This is a genomic window from Membranihabitans marinus (assembly GCF_021729155.1).
In the GTDB taxonomy this organism is placed as follows: Bacteria; Bacteroidota; Bacteroidia; order Chitinophagales; family Saprospiraceae; genus Membranihabitans; species Membranihabitans marinus.
In genome coordinates this window covers 1-23,709 of the sequence record NZ_JAJQYA010000032.1, presented here as the reverse complement: position 1 = coordinate 23,709, position 23,709 = coordinate 1, and the positions used below count along the sequence as shown (strand labels likewise).

Genomic DNA, 23,709 nt, shown 5'->3' with positions numbered 1-23,709 from the left:
TTATGCAATCAGAAATAGAATTATTTTATAATCAGCATTCAACCATTAATAACAGTTGTTTGCTCGCACTAAGACATATAATTTTAAAACAAGATCCCGATATCACGGAAACACGTAAATACGGAATGCCTTGTTTTTGCTTTAAAAAGAAAATGTTTTGCTACTTGTGGACGGATAAAAAAACAACTGAGCCCTACATCCTTTTTGTAGAAGGTCAACATCTTCACGACCCCGCCTTGGAGACAGGCAATCGCGCGAGAATGAAGATTTTGCGTATCAATCCCAAGGCAGATCTAGACATTCAAACCATCGAAGATTTACTAAATCAAGCCTTAGACCTCTATCGTAGTGGAAAGATTGTCATTGAGTAAAGCCCAGCTGCCAAAATTAATTCTCAATATAATTGTAGCTATTAGAATCTTATAATCACCACCCCACTCAAGTCATAGGTTTTACTCCTCATAAGAGTCGATAGCCCTTTACCTTTTAAAATAATGAATGAAATTAACCAGGTTTATATCCTATTCTGGTTTAAATCTTAATCTCATATATGGGGGGAGAGGGATTAAGTCAGAATATAACAATCTAAACAAGGAAACAGAATCAATTCTACATTTACTATATTTGTTTAACTTTACGATCATCATGACCCGGGATTATATAGTTATTAACGATTACACTATTTTGGTAGAGGAAGCTTTCTCTGAAAGTGTGAAAACAGATGGTTGTCGGTTTGATGAACCTGTAATTGCCGTGGCTTTTTACGGATCTGGCAATGTAGACCTTTGTGTTAACTACCCAAAGAAGGAAAAAAAATTTCAATACACTAAAGGATTGACTTTGTCTTTCTATGCCGACAATAATGTAGAATTTATTCATACCATCTCAGCTAAAAAACCATTACGTTGTATACTTATCGCTACATCAATTAGAAACCTCGACAATCTCCCCTATGATGAAGGTGAAATTTTTTCAACATTATTAAACGAATTGGTAAATCCATCTGATCATTATGTGGAGGGTCCTAAATTTTTTATGACACCAGAAATGGATAACATTGTTGATTCCGTTTTTAATATGAAATACCAGGGAAAGACGAAAATGATGTTTTTTCGCAGCCAAATGACCGCTTTGTTATCGCATTTTTTTGGACAATTGGCCACTTTACAAACCGACACAATAAATACTGCAGAAAGAGAAAAATTATATTTAGCAAAAGACATTTTAATAAATAACATGGATAATCCGCCCACTCTTTCGGAATTGTCACGGCAGGTAGGATTAAATTCCTATAATCTTAAAAAGAATTTCAAGGAATTATTTGGAAGTCCTGTTTTTAAATATTTACAAAATGAACGGCTTAAAACGGCTCATGAATTAATAAGAAGTCAGAAAGCCTCTGTTCAAGAAGCCGCTTGGCATGTGGGGTATGACAGCTTGGGATCTTTCTCCAATGCTTTCGAAAAAAAATATGGGTACAGGCCCAGCCACATTAAATAACCTCCTTTTCGAACAAATCAAATTCTTTTTGAAATAAATAAATTTTTTCGGTTTACCTGAATTTTACATCATAATTAAAAAACTAAAAATTATGATTTCCTGTAAATTCCTAGGTATTATAGTCTTGAGCAATATTGTTTTATTTCAGAAATTAATTAATTCGAAAAACCGAGTCATAAAACCGGTTGTGTTTTTCATCACCATTTTGATAAATCCCCATTCGACTGATTTTTTCCTTTCATATTTTATATCGGTGATTTTAGGTATAAAAAATGTAGGCGATTTTCCTTATCTGGAAACTATTCACAACAGTCATTCAGAAATCATAATCCCCATATTGCTTTTAATGTTATTTGGAAGTCTACTTACCTTAATTTTAAATACGATATACCTGTACAATAGGAAGCCTGTTCTTTGGCTAGTTTTAGCGGCATTAATCATTTATATAGTGGGTACTTATGGATTTACATCCTTTGAGAATGTACCTCTGTACCATGAATGGACTCTGCTAGAAATAGACAAAGTCAACGGAGTGTAGTTAAAATTTCAGAAGGTAATATGAAGCCATCTCAAGTGTATATCAATTCGTAAAAATCCATTTAAACATCATTTTATTTATTCAATTATTACTCGCAATTTTTATTTGTAAAACATTGTAAATCAAACAATTTATGAACAGTAACATTTTAGTTATCGGAGGTACTGGTAAAACTGGTAGCCGAGTTATCAAACAATTACAAAACCAAGGTATCGAACCAAGGATTGGATCCAGAAATGCTTCTCCAAGTTTCGATTGGAACCATAAAGATACCTGGGTAAAATCCTTACAAAACATAGATAGAATCTACCTTAGCTATTATCCTGATTTAGCGGTACCTGGGGCAAAGGAAGCCATAGAAAGTTTAACTTATTTGGCCAAAGAACTCGGAGTTAAAAAAATTGTCCTACTATCGGGAAAAGGAGAAATCGAAGCAGAAGCTTGTGAGAAAATCATAGCGGATTCTGGTGTGGACTACACTATTGTAAGAGCAAGTTGGTTTAACCAAAATTGGAGTGAAAGTTTCTTTTTAGATCCCATCCTATCGGGCGAGGTAGCCTTACCAATGTCAGATGTATTAATTCCATTTGTAGATGCAGAAGACATAGCCGAAGTTGCTGCAACTGTTTTACTCGACGACAGCTACAATAGCAAGATTATAGAAGTAACAGGTCCAGAATTAATCACTTTTAAAGATATTGTTAGAACGATTTCAAAGACGAGCAACAGAAATTTAAATTTTTACGATATAACATTAGAACAATATGTTGCTGGAATGAGGGAAATGCAACTACCAAAGGATATGATTTGGTTGATTGAGTATTTGTTTAGCCATGTATTGACCAATCCCCAAAATCAAAAGATTTCTCACGATATAGAAAAAGTATTAGGGAGAAAGGCAAAAACATTTTTAGAATATGCCGAGGAAACTGCAAAAACAGGGATTTGGAATGCTATTGAAATGAGTACTGAGCCACATAGATAAATAATACACTTTATCCTTATGGCATTGATCATGGTCGGTTATATTCCGATGAATTGAGTCATTCTGTCAGTTTTAATAAAATCTAGTCATGTCCACTGCGGCATGACTAGATTCCATGTAAATCGCAGTCGAGATGAAGTGCAATCACACCTTGGCCAAAGTCTATCCATATCTGAGCAAAGTGGTAAAATCCTGACAAAGTACAGGGCTGTCACGCCTGGCCCGAATTCCCTGCATAATTACAGGAAAATCAAGCTTTATACTTAGAGAAAGTATATATTTATTCAAATAATTCATAAGAATTGATTGGGCAAGAAGTGTGATAAATCCATAATCATTTCAATCGCTATCCGAGGAAATATATGATTGTGGCTAAGGGGAATTTAGCTGTCAATAATAATGTAGAATAGGACTCATCGTAAATAAAGTTGGACACATTGATGGAAAAGAGAATAGAAAAAGTAAATAAAAATGAATATCAGGAAGTAGTAAATGTCTGGGAATCTTCAGTTAGATCAACCCATCATTTTTTAAAAGAAGAAGATATTGAATATTATAAGACCTTAATATTGAGCACCTACTTGGATGCCGTGGAATTAAGATGCATTAGGAATAGTGAGGATAATATAGTCGGATTTCTTGGTACAGCTGACCATAATTTAGAAATGCTGTTTATTGCCCCTGAATATATAGGAAAAGGGATTGGTAAAACCCTATTGGTCTATTCAATTAACCAGTTGAATGTTAACAAAGTGGATGTCAATGAAGAAAATGAACAAGCTATTGGATTTTACAAACATTTTGGATTTGAAGTAATTGGTCGCTCAGCATTGGATTCTTCAGGGAAACCATATCCAACTTTACATATGGCATTAAAATAGAATAAATCAGTATTATAGAATTCATATTAGAGAAAATGTGTAAGTAATAATAAAAAAGGTCTTTCAATATCTTTTAAAACTATATAAATCTAATCTTCTATCAATATATAATATAGCCTTGGCCAAAGGCCATCCATTTCGGAGCGAAGTGGTGAAATACCTATAGAAATACGTTGCAATCACGCCAAATAACTAAAAGCAGTCCTGAAAGGACGAAATAATATCAAAAGATGAAATCCAGTAGAAATTCAGGGCAGTCACGTCGTAGCACAGTGGCTTAATACCTATCGAATTACGGGGCAGTCACGCCAAATAACTAAAAGCAGTCCTGAAAGGACGAAATAAAACAGCATAGGGTGAAACCCTATGATTGATTGTCATCATAAAAAGAAGTCCTGATGGGACGACATAATATCAAAAGATGAAATCCAGTAGAACTTCAGGGCAGTCACGCCGTAGCACAGTGGCTTAGTACCTATCGAATTACGTTGCAATCACGCCAAATAACTAAAAGCAGTCCTGAAAGGACGAAATAAAACAGCATAGGGTGAAACCCTATGATTGATTGTCATCATAAAAAGAAGTCCTGATGGGACGACATAATATCAAAAGATGAAATCCAGTAGAACTTCAGGGCAGTCACGCCGGAGCCAGTGGCTTAATACCTATCGAATTACGGGGCAGTCACGCCTCGGCACAGTGGCCTCGGTTCCCTCATCAAATGTCCATTAAGGACATTTGGTTGCCCTAAAGGGCAACTTCATTCGGTCATTACAAAAATAGAAGCTAAAAAACATAGTTGGTCAAATTCATTAATATATACCAACATTTTATTATTATTGGATGAAATAACTAGGTTAATCCTCCATGCAGAGCACAGAAACACAAAAGAAAGATTATAAAAAGAAAAAAGTTGAAGTTGTAGCCGGCATCATTTACTGTGGTCAGGATATCTTATGTGTCCAACGCGATAAAAACAAGTTACCTTATATTTCAGAAAAGTATGAGTTTCCAGGAGGTAAATTAGAAGCTGGAGAATCGCGAACACAAGCCTTGCAAAGGGAGTTAATGGAAGAGTTAAATATCCAAGTTGAAATTCAAGATTTTTACCTTACTGTATGTCATGAATACCCCGATTTTGAATTAACCATGCATAGTTTTCGTTGTCGAATTCCGCGTAAAATTGATGTTATACTACGCGAACACATCGACCTTAAATGGCTAAAAAACAACCAATTAAATAATCTTGATTGGGCAGCAGCTGACATCCCAATTGTAGACAAAATAATGGCCGATGAAGGATAGTCTGATTGAAGAATTTGAAAAAAGTTTGGCAACGGGCTTTATAGACAAAACATCCCTCTCAACATTAGAATACCAACCCAAACTTTTAATTAACCGAAAAAAACCACCGACCAAGGTTTTATCCACTATTCTACAAGAATTAAATACCTGCGAGAGTTTCTATATTTCTGTAGCATTTGTAACCACTAGTGGAGTCGCAACCATCATCAATACATTGAAAGAGCTGGAATTCCGGCAAATACAAGGGAAGATTTTAGTATCACAATACCTCAATTTCACTCAACCGGAAGCCTTAAAAAGGTTGCGGAAATTTTCCAATATTGAATTGCGAATAGCTACCACGGAAAATGCACACAACAAATGCTATATTTTTAAAAAGTCCGATCACTACAATTTAATCATAGGCAGCAGTAACCTTACCGCTTCCGCATTGGCGACCAATAAAGAATGGAACCTAAAAGTTAGTGCGCTCAGAGACAGCTCCATTTCTCATAAGGTAATCCAAGAGTTTGAAACAGATTTCGACAAAGCACGTCCTGTAACGCTATCATTTCTATCGGAGTATGAAAAAATATACCATAAACAACGACTGATTCATAGGGAGAATTCTCTTTCTACCAATCCTGAAAATACCATACGAGCGAATTCGATGCAACTCGAAGCTTTAAAGAACTTATCCATTTTAAGAAGTCAAAATAAAACAAAAGCCCTAATTATTTCAGCTACGGGGACGGGTAAGACGTTTTTATCCGCCTTCGACGCCAAGGCATTTCAAGCAAAAAAGTTGCTCTTTGTAGTCCATCGTCAAAATATTGCAAAAAAATCGATGGAGACTTTTCAACAAATATTTGGCCATCAACGGACCATGGGATTGTATTCCGGCAGTCAGCGAGAGATAGATAATGACTTTATATTTTCAACCGTTCAAACCATTTCCAAGCCCCATCATTATTCAAACTTTGCGGTGGATCACTTTGACTATATTGTCATTGATGAATCTCATCGATCAGGTGCTGATTCATATTTAAAGATTTTAGACTATTTTCAACCGAAGTTTTTATTGGGCATGACGGCCACTCCTGAAAGAACGGATGGCTATGACATTTTCAGTCTATTCGATCACAACATTGCCTATGAAATTCGCCTTAGTCGGGCCATGGAGGAGGATATGTTAAGTCAGTTTCACTATTACGGGGTAACGGACTTATCTGTAGATGAAGTAGATTTAGAAAATACTGAAGATTTCAACCGTCTTTCAAATAATGAAAGACTCAACCACATAGTCTCCACCGCTGAATTTTACGGTACAGATAATGGTATTGTTCGAGGTTTGGTCTTTTGTTCGAGAATAGAAGAAGCAAAATCTCTTTCTGAAAATTTTAATCAACTGGGATACAAAACATTAGCGTTATCTGGGGAAAATTCTGAAAATGAACGGACTTCAGCCATCGATAGATTAGAATCTGATGATTTGGCCAAAAAATTGGATTATATTTTTACCGTAGATATATTTAATGAGGGGGTAGATATCCCCAAAGTCAATCAAATTTTGCTTATTCGCCCCACGGAATCAGCAATAGTGTTTATTCAGCAACTGGGTAGAGGGCTTAGAAAGGTGGAAGGAAAGGGATATCTAACCATCATAGACTTTATAGGCAATTACAAAAATAATTACCTCATTCCCATTGCTTTATACGGAGATCATTCCTATAATAAAGATAAATTGCGCAATCTACTTTCAAATGGAAGTAGAATGATCCCTGGTGCTTCAACGATTAATTTCGATGAAATTACTAAAAAGAAGATTTATGAATCCATAAATGCCGCCAACCTTCAATTGCTCTCAGATTTAAAAAAAGACTATTTACTTTTAAAATATAAACTAGGTAGGATACCAATGATGATGGATTTTATTCATCTGGGCTCACGCGATCCTTACTTATTCGTCAAATACAGTCAATCCTATTTCAATTTTGTTTGCAAAGTCGACCAAACTTCTTCACTAGAACTACCTTCAAAGGCAATTAAACTTCTAGAACTTTTTTCACTCGAAATTAACAACGGCAAACGAGTGGAAGAGTCTATTATCCTTCAGCAATTAATACTTACGGGCAAATTAGATGCAGAAACCTTAAATAGACAGCTCACTAAAAACTATGATTACTCCATATCGAATGACACCATAGAATCCTGTGTCAACAACCTCAATTTTAGATTTACTCGGCAGAAAAAGAATGGAAAATTAAAACCTGCAGGAATAATTCATGAAATCGAAGTTATAAGGTTTCGCAATGACCATTTTGAACTAACACCTGCCTTTCAGATTCAACTAGAGAATCCAACCTTTAAAGCATTTTTATTGGACTCTATCGACTATGGTCTACATCGATTTAATCAGGAATTTGCCCCTCAAAAGTGGGACAACGGATTTCTCTTATACCATAAATATTCACGCAAAGATGTTTTCCGCATTCTCAACTTTGAAGTCAATCCAGTAGCTCAAAACGTGGGTGGCTACATGATCAGTCCAGATCTTAAGAATTGCCCCATTTTTGTCAATTATCACAAGGAAGACCACATCTCCGAATCTACTAAATACGCTGATGAATTTATAAACAACCGAGAGTTTGATTGGATGTCAAAATCCAATCGCAGACTTCAAAGCGATGACGTACAAGCCATCCTCGGCAAGAAAGGTTCGATTCGACTCCCTTTATTTATTAAAAAGAACAACGACGAAGGCATAGACTTTTATTTTATGGGGGATATATCGCCCCAACCAGGTAGGGAATTAGAAACAACGATTCAAAACGATTCCGGAAAATCTATTCCCGTGGTCAAAATTCGATTTAATCTTTCTCGGCCAGTATCCAATGCCATGTATCAATACATCACTGACCATCAAACCAGTCAGGATGTGATATCTCCTCCGCAGCCAAGCGTCGACGAAAGTGTCGATTCCAAACAAGATAACACTATTAAAATACCATTGTATAATTTTTATGCCGCTGCGGGTTCCTTTAGTGAGATGCAAGCGGAAAAAGATTTTACCACAATTGAAATTCCTCAACCCCGAAATCAACAGGACGAGTATTTTTCCTGTAAAGTGATCGGTGAATCGATGAATCGAGTAATTCCCAATGGATCGATTTGCTTATTTAAAAAATATAATGGCGGAATTCGAAGTGGTAAAATTGTTTTAATTGAGCAAGGAGACTATCACGATACCGACTTCAAATCATCCTTTACCGTAAAAACCTACTCTGAAGAATATTCTTCCAATAATCAAGTCAATATTGTCTTACGGCCTCATTCCCATGATAGACAATACCAAAATCTATCAATCAACCGTGACCAAGCCAAGAATATGAAAATTTTGGGAGAGTTTATTAAGGTTATAAAACATCCCTAGATTATATAGCAACAACTTCCTTTCTCCTGTATATACCAAATGCCCACTAAGGACCGCCAATTTTTACTAACTATCGTCACAACACAGTGGTCGTAATTTCTCTCGATATAGTTTTAGTATTTTGGTAAAACATAGTTTATTAGCTGACATAAATAATTTATTCTCATCGCAGTGGCTAAAATCGAATCGAATCTCAGGGCAATCACGCCAAATAACTAAAAGCAGTCCTGAAAGGACGACATAATATCAAAAGATGAAATCCCGTTGAACTTCAGGGCAGTCACGCCGGAGCACAGTGGCTTAATACCTATCGAATTACGTTGCAGTCACGCCAAATAACTAAAAGCAGTCCTGAAAGGACGAAATAAAACAGCATAGGGTGAAACCCTATGATTGATTGTCATCATAAAAAGAAGTCCTGATGGGACGACATAATATCAAAAGATGAAATCCAGTAGAACTTCAGGGCAGTCACGCCGGAGCACAGTGGCTTAATACCTATCGAATTACGTTGCAGTCACGCCTCGGCACAGTGGCCTCGGTTCCCTCATCTAGGCTCACCCACCCGGAGCACAGTGGCTCCGGTTCCTTCGCCAAAGGTCGATTTACGACCTTTGGTTGCCCTAAAGGGCAACTGCGCTCAGTCATTACAAAAATTGAAATGAATACAATTCGCAATCTCTTAATACAAATTTTAAACGAATGGTCTGTCCTTTCAATGCTAATAATTTAGGATGTTTATCCCACTCAACCTTGTGCTGTGTCGAATTTCCTATAATATAATGACAGTCTTCAATATCAAAACCCTCTATAACTTGACCTTCTTCATCCAAAATAGCCAGTCGAATGGAACCTCCTGCACCAGTATTGGCATTAATTTTTAGTTCTGTTCCAGAAAACTGGATGGGTTTGGTAATAATTTCACCAGTATTTTCATAGGAAGCATCAGCAGAAACCCAACCGTCAAGACGCAATACTGCCCTGCCAATGGCTGCTTTTTTCCCTTCGGACATCGGATCAATCCTTCCTGCCCGATCCCAATTTACTCCGCTATAGTAAATCCAAATTTCATCGCCCATGACAATGGGATTGGGCAGTGCCCACAACTGCTTAGAGTCGAATCTCCCCATTGGTCCAGGCGTCATAAAAGCTTTTCGTTCCCCCAATCTTTTAAAATCTACACTATTTCTACTTACCGCCAATCTGACATCTCGCATTCCCGGTTCATCAGTACCTTGAAAGGTGGTATTGGGCACCCAATGCCAATAAGCTTGAGCCAACATGAGATAGACACCTTCGTATTTGAAAACCGTGGCACCATAGTAATCCACGGTATTTCCATGAGACATAATATCACTGTATTTGTTCTTATCCTTTAGGTCAGACCATATCGCTAATCCCGTATTCTCTATAGTCTTAAAATCATCTTTTATAATCGCCCTTCGAACTGCTCTTTCCCTTATATCGCCTCGCTGTATAAAATACCGCCCGTAAAAAAGATATTTTTTCAAGGTGTCATCCCAAAAAACGATGGTTTGAGTATCATGAGGTCCTTGTGGGTTAATCTTACCATATTTTTTCCAATGGATACCGTCGGGCGAACTATGCATATGAAACTCACCAGAGGGATATACTTTCGATTGAGATTTGTATCGATGCTCCGCTTCTGCTTTGGGATCTATCCATACTGATCCCCCACCGATGACACCGGGAATGACTATATTATTGTCCTTATTTCCATTGTACTCATAAAATCCCAAATTTGGTTTCTCGAAATGAATCCCATCCTTGGAAATAGCATAGGCTAAATGGCGATCGTGATCATATGGGTCGCTGCTCTTGGGTTTGAAAAAGTCATACCACAATTGCACTCCCATATTATCATCTTTGATAACGCTGGAATACAAATAAGGAAAACCACCTTTTTCATAGGGTTGATCAGACTCTAACAATGTCTCTCCTGTCATATAGGGTTGATGCATTGTAAATTCAATGCCCTTACTGGTCTCAATAATATAATCATCAATAAAAAGCTGTTTTTGATGACCTATCTCAATAACTGTATCCAATGAATTTTCCCACTGAATCGATTGTGAATTAACAGATATGGATAATGTCATGACAATTAAAGAAAAAAAATAAATACGGCTTTGAATTATATCTTGCATATGACGGCGATTGTTATTATCAAACTCATCTAATATCTAACAATTAAACCAAAAATCACCATTTAATTACATTCAAAACCAATTTACATCGGCCTTGTGTCTATTTTATAATTCTCTTTTTTACTAATTAATGAAACTAAAGACAGCGTTAAATAATCTATCCTATCACTAATGGAAGATTCATTGATGATGCAGTCCAATCATCTATCCATTGACCCTCCAGCCATGAATCCATAGCCTATTTTAATTCACATTATGATGGATAAAAAATAAATAAGGTAAATCAATCTACTTCTCCTTTTATAGAATACGCATTGGGTATTAGAACATGGTATTGTCATTGGCAAATTCTTTAGGTACTTGCTGTATTGCATCCCAATGTTCACATATCTTCCCGTTATCATCGAACCTAAAAAAATCCATGGTAACATACTGATCATTATCAGGCCAAATTTGATGAGTATGTAAAGCGACTAAATCTCCTTCTGCGATGCACCGTAAAAAGTTAATGGATTTTTCTGGATATTCTTTGAGCATCCTTTCAAAATACTCAATAAAACCTCGCTTTCCATCTGCTACATCGGGATTGTGTTGAATATATTCTTGACCAACATATCGTTTAACCGCTTCCTTGGGATTGCCTTCATAAGCCATTTTATAAAAAGCAATGGCATTTTCTTTATTCCGATTTAAGTCCATAAGATTTTATACAGTGTTTATACAAGAAAGGTAAACCTTATGATAGTAGGAAGGTTTATAAAACATAAAATTATTTAATTGGACTGTACCAAATTCCTTTACAAATTCAATCTGAATAGATTCAAAGATCGATAGGACTCTTTACTAATGGTGAGGGTCGGGATAATTAGCAATAAGTACAAATACCCTTCAAGTTGAAAGCGAAGTAAATTATTCAACGGTTATTATCCGTTATTAACGGTTAATTTTAATGTGGTGATTTAAAATGTTGATAGTCATCGCGATGTGATGCTATATAGTTGTCAAATATTCGCTGTTAAAGGTTAGAATATTTCACATTTCCCTTCATTAAATAATACCGTAAACTTCCAATATAAAGAGATATGAAATTGCTCAACGGTTAAATGCCCTTATACATCACAAACAACTAACAAACAACACATTACACCTACAAACCTCAATAATTTTCACTCCTTTTAAAGGAAAAATAATCTACATCTTCTGGATCTAAATGATAATGGAATCTCCCTGTATAAATAAATATGAAATCATTCAACGGTTAATATCCGTTATTAACGGTTAATTGTCCAAACACATCATAAATAACTAATAAACAACACATTAAAACTCTAAACCTCAATAATTTTCACTCCAATTAAAGGAAGAATATTCTACATCTTCTGGCTCTAAATGATAATGGAATCTCCCTGTATAAATAAATATGAAATCATTCAACAGTTATTATCCGTTATTAACGGTTAATAGCCCAAATCCACCATAAACAACTATTAAACAGCATATTAAAACTCGATGGCTTAATCTAAATCTCAATAATTTAAAAAATTCCATAAAAATCATAATAAGCAGAAATCAATACCGAAAATCGTGTTATCCGATCTTATCCTAAGATTATACAGCCCAACGATTACCACGCTTTCTCAACCAATTTTCTACGCTGATCATATTTTCTTTTACTTATAATAATTCGATACCGAACATCGTCGAATGATAAACTCCCAATCAAAATAATTGCTGCTACAATTAAAGAATTGAGCTTTAATTCCAGTCCAGAATACAGATATCCCCCAATTATACCTCCTAAAAAGAAAAAGGTGATGATGTATATTCGAAGCTTAATAGTGGATTTAATAGCATCGCGCTGAGGATAATTTTTTGAAAAAAACAATTGAGATAGTTCGATGCCCAAATCGGTGAACAGACCAGTAAGATGGGTGGTTCTGACTACGGCATTTGAAATTTTAGTGACATAAGAATTTTGAAGTCCCATAGCGAACAACAGCATACAGGCAATCAAATCTATAGTTTGGTCGAGATAAAAATCACTGATAATGGCCACCGATATCAATACAATACATTCTATGATTGTGGGAATCACAAAAACATTTAGGCTCTTTTTTTCTTTAAATGTTTCAATCAGCAGACTAGAAGTAAATGAACCCAATAGAAAGGAAAAAATGTAGGCTAAATACAGGGCAGCTTTCCAAGATTCGAAATTAGTCAAGTCTTTGATGAAAAGGGCAAAATGCCCTGTGACGTTGGTGGTCAATTGTTTTATAGCCAAAAAACCCGATACATTTACGATACCAGCTACCAGCGATAAAACAGAGGCAATTTGTAAATTATGTTTTAAAGTCCTGGTTTTTCCCTGATGCCTAAACATTGAAGTCTATCATTTAATCCAACTATTTTATTAATAAAAGTAGATCATGGTCATTGACGTAATAGATCATGATTTAATTATTGAACACAAAATTAAATTTTTAATACAAATAAATACTGTTGTATGAGCAGAATATATGGTTAGATAAGAAAGGTTAATCATCTATCACGGAGCCTGTCTAATATCGCTGATCCACGCTAAGGTTGAGTTCTTCCACCACCATATCGAAAAGCAATTGCAATTCCCTTTCAATATTGACGTCGTCATCGTCTTCGATTTTCAATTCGGATAGGAATTCCAATACAAACTGATCTTCTCCTAAATCATTCCAATCATTTTGCAGAGTTTTATGTCGATGTGAACCAAATTTTAATTCCATTTTATGTCGATTCCATTTAGAGGTAATATTATTTGAGGAATCGATAAATACTTTACCATTACTCAAATTTCTAATTTGGAACACCCCTATTGGTTTTTTCATCTGTTGGTATTCTGCAACGAGTTCTTTTCTACTTTTCATCATTCGTTCTAAATTTTATGAAAGAATACAAGAAATTGATTTTTTACAAAGATAAAATCCACTGAATGTAAACCATTTTTTATATCTAATAGAGGAATTATACCAAATGCATTTATAATTGTTGGAATATATTATCCTATAGAAGGAAAAACCATTGTTTGAAGTTTAGGAAACCTGTTTTGACATTGATTAATTTGTACTCATTAAGTATTATTAAAGACAAAGGCATTGAGCACAAAATTATTTATTTATATCATTCTCCCTTTATCTTCAGAAATTTCTATTTAAAACAACAACAATATAAACAATAGAATATCAACGACTTAACCAAAAACACTAAAAAATAAAATTAGTTTTTTTAGTTCTTAATTTGCAGAACCAAAAAAACTATCGTATAATTGCCTTTGTAAAATACAATTACGATATGAATGATACAAAACAATCCGTAGAAAAAATGGGCGTCCTTTTAGAGCGTATGAACCATAAATCGCCCTTAGAATGTAGAGTATTTGCATTTTTACTTATTTCTGAGCCTCCGTACAAATCCTTTGATGAAATCCGGGAGTTTCTCGGAGCAAGTAAAAGTGCTGTCAGCAATGCCATTAACTATTACTTGAGGGATGGTAGTATTATTTACAAGACATTTAACGGTGATCGAAAACGGTACTTTATGGTAAATACCGAAGAATGGGAAAACAAAATTATTGAGAAAGCGCAATCTCTTACGGAAATGAATCAGCTCCTCAATGAAGTATTAAAAAATAGAGAAAACAGTGAACATGTCGAGTTTTACGAAAAAATTAAAAAGTTAAATGATTTTCAAACATTTTTATCCCAAAAAATGAACCAAGCCATTGAAGAATGGGTCAATAAATAATTTTTTTTGCCACGCTAGTTCTTAAAATACAGAACAAATCAATATTTACAAAACAAACCATACTAATTATGATTAAACCTCTCACCTGTGTGATGGCTACACTATTTTTGTGTATCCTTCATCCGGCATTTGCCTCTGATACTCTATTTCTAAGTCTGCGTCAAGCGATGGAAATAGCCGTCAATAACAATCCCGATTTAAAAAGAGTAAGGCTAAACGAAAATATTCTAACCAAGCAAATTGAGACTGCCAAAGGAACGGCACTCCCACAATTGTCTGGAACTGCTGGATTCACCGACAACTTTGCTCTCCCCTCTCAATTATTGCCTGGAGAAATAATCGGAGAGACAGGCCAAATCCCCATTCAATTCGGAGTCAGATACGGCTTGAATGCCGGCCTAGAGGTCAATCAAATGATTTACAATAAATCCTATCTCGAAAACATCAAAAAATTAGATGCGGTAAAATCTACCTACCAATTACAGACCTTATCTACCATGGAAGATTTGGTCTACAACGTAGCTCAAATCTATATTCAATATCAAATCACAAGAGAACAAGAGGGGATTTTAAAGGCCAACCTAGAACGTATTGAGCATCTGGTCCACATTGGCCAAGCCCAATATGAAAACGGAATCATCAAAAAACTAGACGTAGATCAGCTCAAGGTCAACAGAACTAATCTCCATTCAGAATTGTCGAATTTGGATATTGCCGCTGAGCAACAATTAAACGTACTGCGATTTTACCTAGCTCTCGATCCAAATCAAATGATCGAACTCAATCAAGACCTTTTGGACTCTGGAGATTATCCCATTTCAGACGAATTGATGTTGGCTGAAAATTTAGATTACCGAATCTTAAAACAACAATTATTATTGGCTGAAATGGATAATGAAGTCATCAAGGCTGGATATTATCCGACCATCAATGCATTCGCACAATTTAATTATAATGGACAAGGCGACAAATTCAACCTTAAAAAAGACAATTATTATTCCTTCGGATATGGACTGTGGGGATTAAGGCTCTCTATGCCTATTTTCGATGGGTTTCAAAAACGCAAAAAACTAGAAGAGAACAAAATCGTCATCGACCAAATCAAACTCAGTGCATACAACTTTGAAAATGCCGTTGAAATGGAATATAAAAACGCCAAGATAAAAATCGAGAACAACAAAGAACTCATCACAACCCAAGAGGATAACATGAAATTGGCGCAGGAATTATACGAAGTCACAAAGTTATCCTATCAAGAAGGAGTGGCCCCCTTGACTGAGTTACTCAATGCTGAAACCAGTTTAAAAGAAGCTCAATCGCAATATTTAACAGCGCTGCTCAACAACAAACTAGCAGAACTAGACCATGTTAAAGTCAGTGGTCAATTAGCTCAATTAATCAAATCCATAAACAACAATACATTCTAAACAAATCAATCATGAAATATTTAAAAATCATCATTCCCATTGTCATCGTCTTGTTATCCGTTGGATGGGGCTACTCCAAGTTAAAAAGCAACAAGGTAATCATTGACGAGAAAGCTCAACAAACCGAAGTCATTTCAACCGAAATTCCAGTAGCTACCACGGTGGTACAATCAATAAAACACGATAATAACCTTTCATTGATCGGAACCTTCGAAGCTAGAAAAGAAATAAATGTAATTGCAGAAATGCAGGGGAGAATTACCCAGTTACTCATCTCCGAAGGTCAGGTCATTTCCAAAGGACAAACCATTGCTACCATTGACGCTGCGACATTGCAATCTAAATTGTCGACTGCACAAGCGGCTTTCCAAAAATCCGAAAAAGATGTGGAACGGTATAAAAACCTCTTGGATGTAGGAGCCATCAGTCAAACTCAATACGAAGAAATAAAACTCGGAATGCAAAACCAGCAGAGTAACCTTACCGCTTTGGAAGAACAGTTAAAATATGCTTCCGCCAAATCGCCGATGAGTGGTGTGGTCAAAGAAATCAAACTCGAAGAGGGAAGTTTTGCCAATCCCGGTACTATCATCGCCTCAATTGTAGATATCAATAAATTGAAACTCATTGTCAAGGTCGATGAAAAAGATATCGTTAAAATTAAAAATGGGCAAAAAGTGGAAATCGAGACGGAAGTCTATCCAAATGTAATCTTCAAAGGTCAGGTCAGCCAAATTGGGGTGCAAACTGATGCGGCCAGAAAATATGAAGTGGCAATCGAAATCCCCAACAGTAAAACCCATCCTCTAAAAGCCGGTATGTATGGCACGGTTAAAATACCAATTGCCAATAATTCTGCCGATGAAATGGTCATGATCATACCGAGAAAAAGTGTAGTCGGCAGTTTAAAGAAGCCTCAAGTTTACTTAGCGCAAAATGGACATGCTATACTGACTGATATCGAAGTCGGTGAAACTATAGGTGAAAATGTCACCGTCCTCAGCGGATTGGATTTGGGAACTGAAATCATTACTACGGGACAGATTAATCTCGAGAACGGCAGGGCCATTAGAATCATCACCCCTCCTATTACTTCAAACACTAACAATCAATAATTATGTCGATAACAGAATTGTCCGTTAAAAGACCGACCTTGGTCGTAGTGCTGTTTAGTATCTTGGTCTTCTTTGGTCTTTATGGTTACTCCAGTTTAACCTATGAACTATTACCCAATATATCATCACCGGTAATCACAGTCTCTACTATCTATCCAGGAGCCTCCCCCTCTGAGGTGGAAAACTCGGTAACTAAACCCATTGAAAGTGCACTTTCTTCCATAGAGAATCTTGAAAGTATTCAAGCCACATCTATGGAGAGTTTTTCTATCGTCATCGTGGAATTGAAATACGGTTCCAACGAAGACATTGCCATGCAAAATGCACAGCGAAAAATAGATGCCATAGCAGCTGATCTACCCGATGACGCCAAAAAATCCAGTGTAGACAAATTTTCATTGGCAGAAGCACCTATAATGCGAATGGGTGCAACTTCTACCATGGAAGATGTTGAATTTACCAATATATTCACCGAATTAATACAGCCAGAACTTGCCCGTATAGAAGGTGTGGCGCAAGTAAATATCATCGGAGGTGCAGATCGAGAAATCAATATCAATGTCGATGGAGATAAACTAAAGTATTACAATCTATCCATTCTTCAATTGTCCCAAGCCATTGCTCGGTCAAATCTCAATTTTCCTACTGGTAGTATTAAGGATGAACATCAAGATGTCTTAGTTCGGCTTTCTGGGAAAATCCAAGACCTCGACCGATTGCGAAATTTAAGTGTAATGACTACGAAGGAAGGATCACAAGTACTACTCAGTGATGTTGCTGAAGTTTACGATACCAAAAAAGATTTCGAGACGATAAGTCGAATAAACGGTCGACCTTCATTGGGTATCACTATCAGCAAACAAAGCGATGGAAACGCCGTCGAAGTCAGTGAAAAAGTCAATGCAAAAATTGCAGAATTGGAAGAGCGGTATGCCGATGAAAACTTAAAATTTGAAATATCCAACGACAGTTCAATTTTCACCCTCGAGGCTGCCCATCACGTAGTCAATGACTTGGTGTTAGCCGTAATTTTGGTGGCCCTAATTATGCTCTTTTTCTTGCACAACATCAGAAATGCCATTATCGTAATGATAGCCATTCCGGTATCTATTATTTCCACCTTTGCAGTGATGAGTATGGCCGGATTCACGCTAAACCTTATGACCTTACTCGCCCTTTCACTGGTTATAGGGATATTGGTGGACGACAGTATTGTGGTCTTAGAAAATATTCACGCTAGGATGGAAAATGGTGCCTCGGCAAGAGAGGCAGCCATAGGTACTTGGAATGAAATAGGGATGTCGGTATTTTCCATTACCCTAGTCATTGTCGTCGTATTTCTCCCCATAGCCTTGGTTACCGGTTTGGTCGCCGACCTTTTGCGACAATTTTCTCTCGTCGTCGTAGCAGCAACCGTCATTAGTTTAGTGGTATCTTTTACTTTGACCCCGTGGTTGGCATCTCGCTTTACTAAACTCACTCATTTGAATATTAAAAATAAATTTCATTGGCCGCTTATTGGTTTTGAAAAGTTGATCAAGGGTTTTGAAAATTTTTACCGATCCATGCTCAATCTCACTTTGAAACACAAACTCCTTTCAATGATATTGATATTTGCGCTGGTATTTTCATCGATGAAATTAGTGTCAAATGGTTATATAGGATCTGAGTTTGTAGCTGCCGGAGATGTTGGCGAATTTTTAATCACCATGGAGATGCCAAAGGAAACCCCTTTGGATCAAAACAATATGATTTCACAGGAAGTAGAAAAATATCTACTAGACCAACCTGAAGTAACCAATGTATTTACCACGGTTGGACAGAGTAGTGGACTTTTGAGCACTACTTCGACGGCCTATATGACTGAAATTAATGTAAAACTCGTGTCTTCTGATGAGCGATCGATGACTTCTGATGAATATGCAAGAATGGTAAAAGCTCAGCTATCTGACAATATCCCTGGGGTGAAATTTTCTGCCAAGGCCGTCAGTATGGTATCAGGTGCTACGGAAGCGCCTATTCAACTTACGATTCAAGGAAACAACATCGATGAATTGCTTGAATTTAGCGATGATTTTATCGATGAAATAAAAACCATCCCCGGAACAGCTGAAGTAAAATCCACGGTGGAAGGAGGAAATCCTGAAATCAGTGTAGATATCGACCGCGAAAAATTGGCTGATCTTGGACTGACCTTAGATGTTGTGGGATTAACCATGCAAAATGCGTTTACTGGAAATACCGACACAAAGTTTCAAGACGGTGTATATGAATACGATATAAGAATCCAATTAGATGCATTCAATCGAAAAAATGTTGACGACATCTCAGAACTGACCTTTCTCAACAACGAAGGGAAACTCATAAAATTAAGTCAATTTGCGTCCATCGTAGAGAGCAGTGGACCATCAAGACTAGAGCGACAAGATAAAATATCGTCGTTGACCATCGAAAGTCAAATCATCGGTCGTGACATCGCCTCCATTGGAGAAGATATCCAAAGTAAAATGGATGCCATGGACATTCCTGCTGGTATCTCCATATCACAAGGGGGAGACCTAGAAAGACAGGCTGATGCTTTTGGCAGTTTAGCTTTTGCTCTAATTACTTCAATTCTATTGGTGTATTTAATCATGGTCGCCTTATACGACAGTTATGTCTATCCTTTCGTCGTCTTGTTTTCTATTCCCGTAGCATTGATAGGCGCTTTATTAGCACTGGCATTGGCCATGGAAAATCTAAGCATATTCGGTATGTTGGGATTAATCATGTTGGTGGGATTGGTTGTAAAAAATGCCATTCTTATCGTGGATTTTGTCAATCAATTAAAGCGAGAAGGGATGGATCGCAAAAAAGCCGTCATCGAAGGAACCCTGCAAAGATTCCGTCCTATTCTCATGACGACTATTGCCATGGTAATTGCTATGGTGCCCATCGCCATCGCTTCTGGTGCGGGCTCTGAATGGAAAAATGGTTTGGCATGGGTATTAATTGGAGGTTTAACTAGTTCTATGCTATTGACCATGATTGTCGTTCCCATTGCCTATCGCCTTATGGATGATATCGGCGAATGGATATCCAAGAAATTTGGAAGCAAAAAGAATTCTTCTATGGCAGACAATATGAAGGGTAATGCAACTCCGCTTCCCTCCTCAGTAGAATTATAAAATTCCATTCAAATTCAGGAGGAAATTAAAAAAACTATATAGTTAAAAACGAGGCAATAATTTTTAGATTGACATGATTGTTTAGAGGTTCATTGGGGGATTGATTTATTAGGGATTATAATTCGATCCTCTCAGTGAACTTTTATTCTTTAATACTTTGGATAAAAAATAGCTTATCCCTTGGATTATTTATGTTTTCTCCGGATCCATGTTGAAAAATTAAATTACACTTTAAATGTCCAATAAATAGAAGCGTGAATCATTTATCTTCTATCAACAACAGGATAGATAATATAGCTCCGCTTCTCTGCTGTGTAGAATCAAAAATTTCATTTCATAGGCAAATCCAGTAGAAAATGAAATAGATAGCGGAATATAAAGTAATATCTGAGATATTGACTTGATTGTGATGAGGTTCATTGTGGGATTGATTTATGAGAATTAATAAATCAATTTTCTCAGTGAGCCTTTTTTATTACCCTTATCATCAATGTGAATGTCGATAATCTCAATTTGACGAAGTCCAAAAAACGTCCTAATTCAATTCATTTTTCATAAAATCTACTTGTTTATTTTAGGGTAAGACTAATTAATTTATTGTATTTTTGAAATACACCGATCTGTAAACCATTAAAATATAATTATTAATTTGTCATGAATACAGCTGCTGTAAATATTAAGCCATTAAATTCTCCCATGATAAAATCCTCACTATCTGAGAACTATACCATCATTTGGATAAAAGACAGCATCGACATATTGGAAATTAAAGGAGTATCTTATGAGAATGTATCAAATTCACTTTTTTTCATAGATCCAATTAATAAATGGCAAATAAATAAAAATAACAATGATCAAGTGGCAGGTTACATTATGTATTTAACTCCAGAAATTTTAAACCACCCATTATTAAGCAAATTACATATTAATCAAGTGCGTTTATTTCATTCTGGAGAAATCCCAATGATTAACCTAAGTCCAGGAATTGAAACTAGGATACAATCCATTCTCGAAATGTTAGATGAACTCATTGGATCCAACCTACATCATAAAGATGATGCCATTCTATCCTTACTCAATACATTTTTTGTGTATTGTGATGGCAAGTGCAATATAAAATCTAGTATAGACAGCAAGAACACAAAAGCTAATATAGTGTATAGCTTTAAAAAACTGGTTGACAAACGATTATCGGAACATCACCAAGTCAATGATTACGCCAATCTATTGAATATTTCTCCCAAATATTTAAATGAATGTGTCAAAGAAGTATTAGGGGTAAGTGCCAAATCCATTATTACAGAACAACTTCTTATGCGATCGAGGCATGCTCTCAAATTTTCTAATAAGACCATAAAGGAAATCAGTTATTATCTTGGATTTTCATCTCCAGATTATTTCAACTATTTTATTAAAAATCAAACAGGGAACTCCCCAACTTTTATCAAAAACGGTTAATACATGTCAAAATATAGGTTTTTACCGCGATTTTCATGAGATTCAACCTTTCTCTGTCGAATAACTTAGCTAAAAATCAAAGTTATGAACAGAAAAACATTTATTAAGTCGTCTGGTTTAGGGTTAGGATTAGCCTTTATACCCTCTATAACCAAGATTAGAGAAGGAGGAAATGGTTTAAAAGCAAAGGTTGAAGCCAAAATAATACGAGATCACGAAGGTGAGGTATTAAATGTAATCGGCGACATTCAAACCCATAAATTACTGGGCAGTGATACCGACAATCAAATCGTTGAATGGATGGATGATGTGGAAGTCGGTGTGGGAATCCCTCCTCATGTACACAGTAAAGAAGATGAGATCTTCAGAGTCATCAAGGGTGAAATTGAAATCACCGTAGGTTCCAAAACTACGATATTACGTGCAGGAGATATGGCCTATGCTCCCAAAAACATTCCTCATACTTGGAAGGTAGTCGGTACAGAAAAAGCAAAAATGTGCACTACGGCCTTTCCTGCTGGTATTGAACACATGTTTAACGAATTAAGTAAATTACCGGAGGGTCCTCCAAATTTTCCTGTGGTCGCAGAGATATGCGGTAGATACGGAATAAAATTTGTTTAAATATTCATGCTCAATGCAGTTGTTTTCAACATCAACTGCATTGAGTACTATTCAATCAATCTCAAAAGTTAAATACACTTTATAAGTATAAAGACAGTTTTACTATATAAAACCATGTGAAAGTCTATATACCTACCATAAAACAACATATTTCAACAATGCAAGACGGATTAAGAAAAATAAAATGAGAATAATCAATAATATTTCCTTATATTAATAAATTGATTCACTCCTGTGATTTAAGGTAAGAGGCATTTTGATAGGTATTTACATTATCAAAATGCAATCGCCATGAAATCAATTTTATTTATTTTGACTCTTCTGTTCCTAGCTGCAACATCTTTTGCACAAAATGATACCATCGCAGTGGATACCAATACTTATCGCATTATAAAAACTGACGGAGGCGAATTTATCGGTAAAATCCTAAGTGAAGATCCTCGTGAAATCCTCTTACTTGTCAATGGTCAAAGAAAGATCTATATTCCACAGCATCTAATTCTGGAAAAGATTGTTTTGAAGCAATCAGACCTAAGTCCATCAGGACAATATATTGGTGAAGATAAGTTTGCGACAAGGTATTTTATCACGACCAATGGGTTAGCCTTAAAGAAAGACGATCATTATATTCAATGGAATTTGTATGGTCCAAGTTTTCAATTTGGCTTGAATAACAATTGGGGAATGGGTATTATGACTTCATGGTTAGGCATACCTTTAATTGGAACCATAAAGAAAAGCTGGGAGGTTAATGAAAAAACTCAAATTGCATTGGGAGGCTTAATAGGGACTGGGTCATGGGCCGCATATGATATTGGCGGTGGGTTACCATTCGCAACCCTTTCGTTGGGAGATCGAAGCAAAAACATAGCTATTTCCGGCGGTTATGGCATGATCTGGGAAAAAGGAAGCATTCATGGACGAGGGCTTTCTAGTATTGCAGGAATGATTAAAGTATCGACTAAAATTAGCTTAGTTTTTGATTCATTTATTTTCTACCCCTCTCAAAAACCAAAAGAAATACTTCCATATGAAACAAACACCTCTAACCAAAGATCGGGATTTGCACTATTTATTCCCGGGTTGAGATGGCACAGGGAAGAGGGCAAAGCTTTTCAATTCGGATTTACAACTATCTTTGCAGATGGAAGGTTTTATCCTGTCCCCATACCTATGATTCAAATGTATCGTGGGCTATAATACTAGCCTTTATTACTAACTCACTAATCTTCCTTGCCTTAAATCCGAGGTTATTAGGCAATCTATGACAATAATGTGTAAGCGACCAAGCAACTACGTATAAAAATTACAATGGTGATTCTCCAGGCAAAAGTTCATAAATGCGATTCACA

The 23,709-nt window shown here is 36.2% G+C and carries 17 protein-coding genes; 13 read left to right on the top strand and 4 right to left on the bottom strand.

The window, feature by feature from the left end:
• The first annotated feature begins 2 nt into the window (after window positions 1–2).
• The 6 genes from LVD51_RS16195 to LVD51_RS16170 all read left to right on the top strand — a co-directional run bounded on the left by LVD51_RS16195 (window position 3) and on the right by LVD51_RS16170 (window position 8,621).
• Window positions 3–371 (top strand): DUF1801 domain-containing protein, encoded by a 369-nt coding sequence (locus LVD51_RS16195; protein WP_236972406.1) that lies wholly within the window; start codon window positions 3–5, stop codon window positions 369–371.
• Between the two features lie 127 nt (window positions 372–498).
• Window positions 499–1,500 (top strand): helix-turn-helix domain-containing protein, encoded by a 1,002-nt coding sequence (locus tag LVD51_RS16190; RefSeq protein ID WP_236972405.1) that lies wholly within the window; start codon window positions 499–501, stop codon window positions 1,498–1,500.
• 671 nt (window positions 1,501–2,171) lie between these two features.
• A complete protein-coding gene (locus tag LVD51_RS16185) occupies window positions 2,172–3,023 on the top strand; it encodes an NmrA family NAD(P)-binding protein (RefSeq protein ID WP_236972404.1) in 852 nt (283 codons plus the stop codon).
• A 440-nt stretch (window positions 3,024–3,463) separates the two neighbouring features.
• Window positions 3,464–3,904 carry a GNAT family N-acetyltransferase gene (locus LVD51_RS16180; protein WP_236972403.1) on the top strand — a complete coding sequence of 147 codons (441 nt, stop codon included), beginning with the start codon at window positions 3,464–3,466 and terminating at the stop codon, window positions 3,902–3,904.
• 867 nt (window positions 3,905–4,771) lie between these two features.
• Window positions 4,772–5,209, top strand: coding sequence for a (deoxy)nucleoside triphosphate pyrophosphohydrolase (locus LVD51_RS16175; RefSeq protein ID WP_236972402.1), 438 nt, complete (start codon window positions 4,772–4,774; stop codon window positions 5,207–5,209).
• Entirely contained in the window at window positions 5,199–8,621 is a 3,423-nt protein-coding gene (locus LVD51_RS16170; protein ID WP_236972401.1) for a DUF3427 domain-containing protein, read from the top strand. The genes LVD51_RS16175 and LVD51_RS16170 overlap by 11 nt, the downstream gene beginning before the upstream one ends.
• 647 nt (window positions 8,622–9,268) lie before the next feature.
• Here the strand turns inward: LVD51_RS16170 and LVD51_RS16165 are convergent.
• The 4 genes from LVD51_RS16165 to LVD51_RS16150 form a co-directional block, all read right to left on the bottom strand.
• Entirely contained in the window at window positions 9,269–10,789 is a 1,521-nt protein-coding gene (locus LVD51_RS16165; protein ID WP_236972400.1) for a hypothetical protein, read from the bottom strand.
• Window positions 10,790–11,110: 321 nt separating this feature from the next.
• Window positions 11,111–11,488 carry a nuclear transport factor 2 family protein gene (locus LVD51_RS16160; protein ID WP_236972399.1) on the bottom strand — a complete coding sequence of 126 codons (378 nt, stop codon included), beginning with the start codon at window positions 11,486–11,488 and terminating at the stop codon, window positions 11,111–11,113.
• A 925-nt stretch (window positions 11,489–12,413) separates the two neighbouring features.
• Window positions 12,414–13,169, bottom strand: coding sequence for a YoaK family protein (locus LVD51_RS16155; protein ID WP_236972398.1), 756 nt, complete (start codon window positions 13,167–13,169; stop codon window positions 12,414–12,416).
• 178 nt (window positions 13,170–13,347) lie between these two features.
• On the bottom strand, window positions 13,348–13,692 hold the full coding sequence (locus LVD51_RS16150; protein ID WP_236972397.1) for a GIY-YIG nuclease family protein: 345 nt from the start codon (window positions 13,690–13,692) through the stop codon (window positions 13,348–13,350).
• Between the two features lie 421 nt (window positions 13,693–14,113).
• Here LVD51_RS16150 and LVD51_RS16145 point away from each other — a divergent pair, with 421 nt between their 5' ends.
• From LVD51_RS16145 to LVD51_RS16115, 7 genes are all read left to right on the top strand, one after another.
• A complete protein-coding gene (locus tag LVD51_RS16145; protein ID WP_236972396.1) occupies window positions 14,114–14,566 on the top strand; it encodes a GbsR/MarR family transcriptional regulator in 453 nt (150 codons plus the stop codon).
• A 68-nt stretch (window positions 14,567–14,634) separates the two neighbouring features.
• Window positions 14,635–15,993 carry a TolC family protein gene (locus LVD51_RS16140; RefSeq protein WP_236972395.1) on the top strand — a complete coding sequence of 453 codons (1,359 nt, stop codon included), beginning with the start codon at window positions 14,635–14,637 and terminating at the stop codon, window positions 15,991–15,993.
• Window positions 15,994–16,004: 11 nt separating this feature from the next.
• Window positions 16,005–17,108 (top strand): efflux RND transporter periplasmic adaptor subunit, encoded by a 1,104-nt coding sequence (locus LVD51_RS16135; protein WP_236972394.1) that lies wholly within the window; start codon window positions 16,005–16,007, stop codon window positions 17,106–17,108.
• A 2-nt stretch (window positions 17,109–17,110) separates the two neighbouring features.
• Window positions 17,111–20,275 (top strand): efflux RND transporter permease subunit, encoded by a 3,165-nt coding sequence (locus LVD51_RS16130; protein WP_236972393.1) that lies wholly within the window; start codon window positions 17,111–17,113, stop codon window positions 20,273–20,275.
• A 654-nt stretch (window positions 20,276–20,929) separates the two neighbouring features.
• Complete coding sequence (locus LVD51_RS16125; RefSeq protein ID WP_236972392.1) at window positions 20,930–21,733, top strand: helix-turn-helix domain-containing protein; 804 nt, start codon at window positions 20,930–20,932, stop codon at window positions 21,731–21,733.
• An 84-nt stretch (window positions 21,734–21,817) separates the two neighbouring features.
• Window positions 21,818–22,357: a cupin domain-containing protein gene (locus tag LVD51_RS16120; protein ID WP_236972391.1), complete on the top strand. Its 540-nt coding sequence runs from the start codon at window positions 21,818–21,820 to the stop codon at window positions 22,355–22,357.
• 291 nt (window positions 22,358–22,648) lie between these two features.
• Window positions 22,649–23,557, top strand: a complete 909-nt coding sequence (locus LVD51_RS16115; protein WP_236972390.1) for a hypothetical protein — start codon at window positions 22,649–22,651, stop codon at window positions 23,555–23,557.
• Window positions 23,558–23,709: the final 152 nt, after the last annotated feature.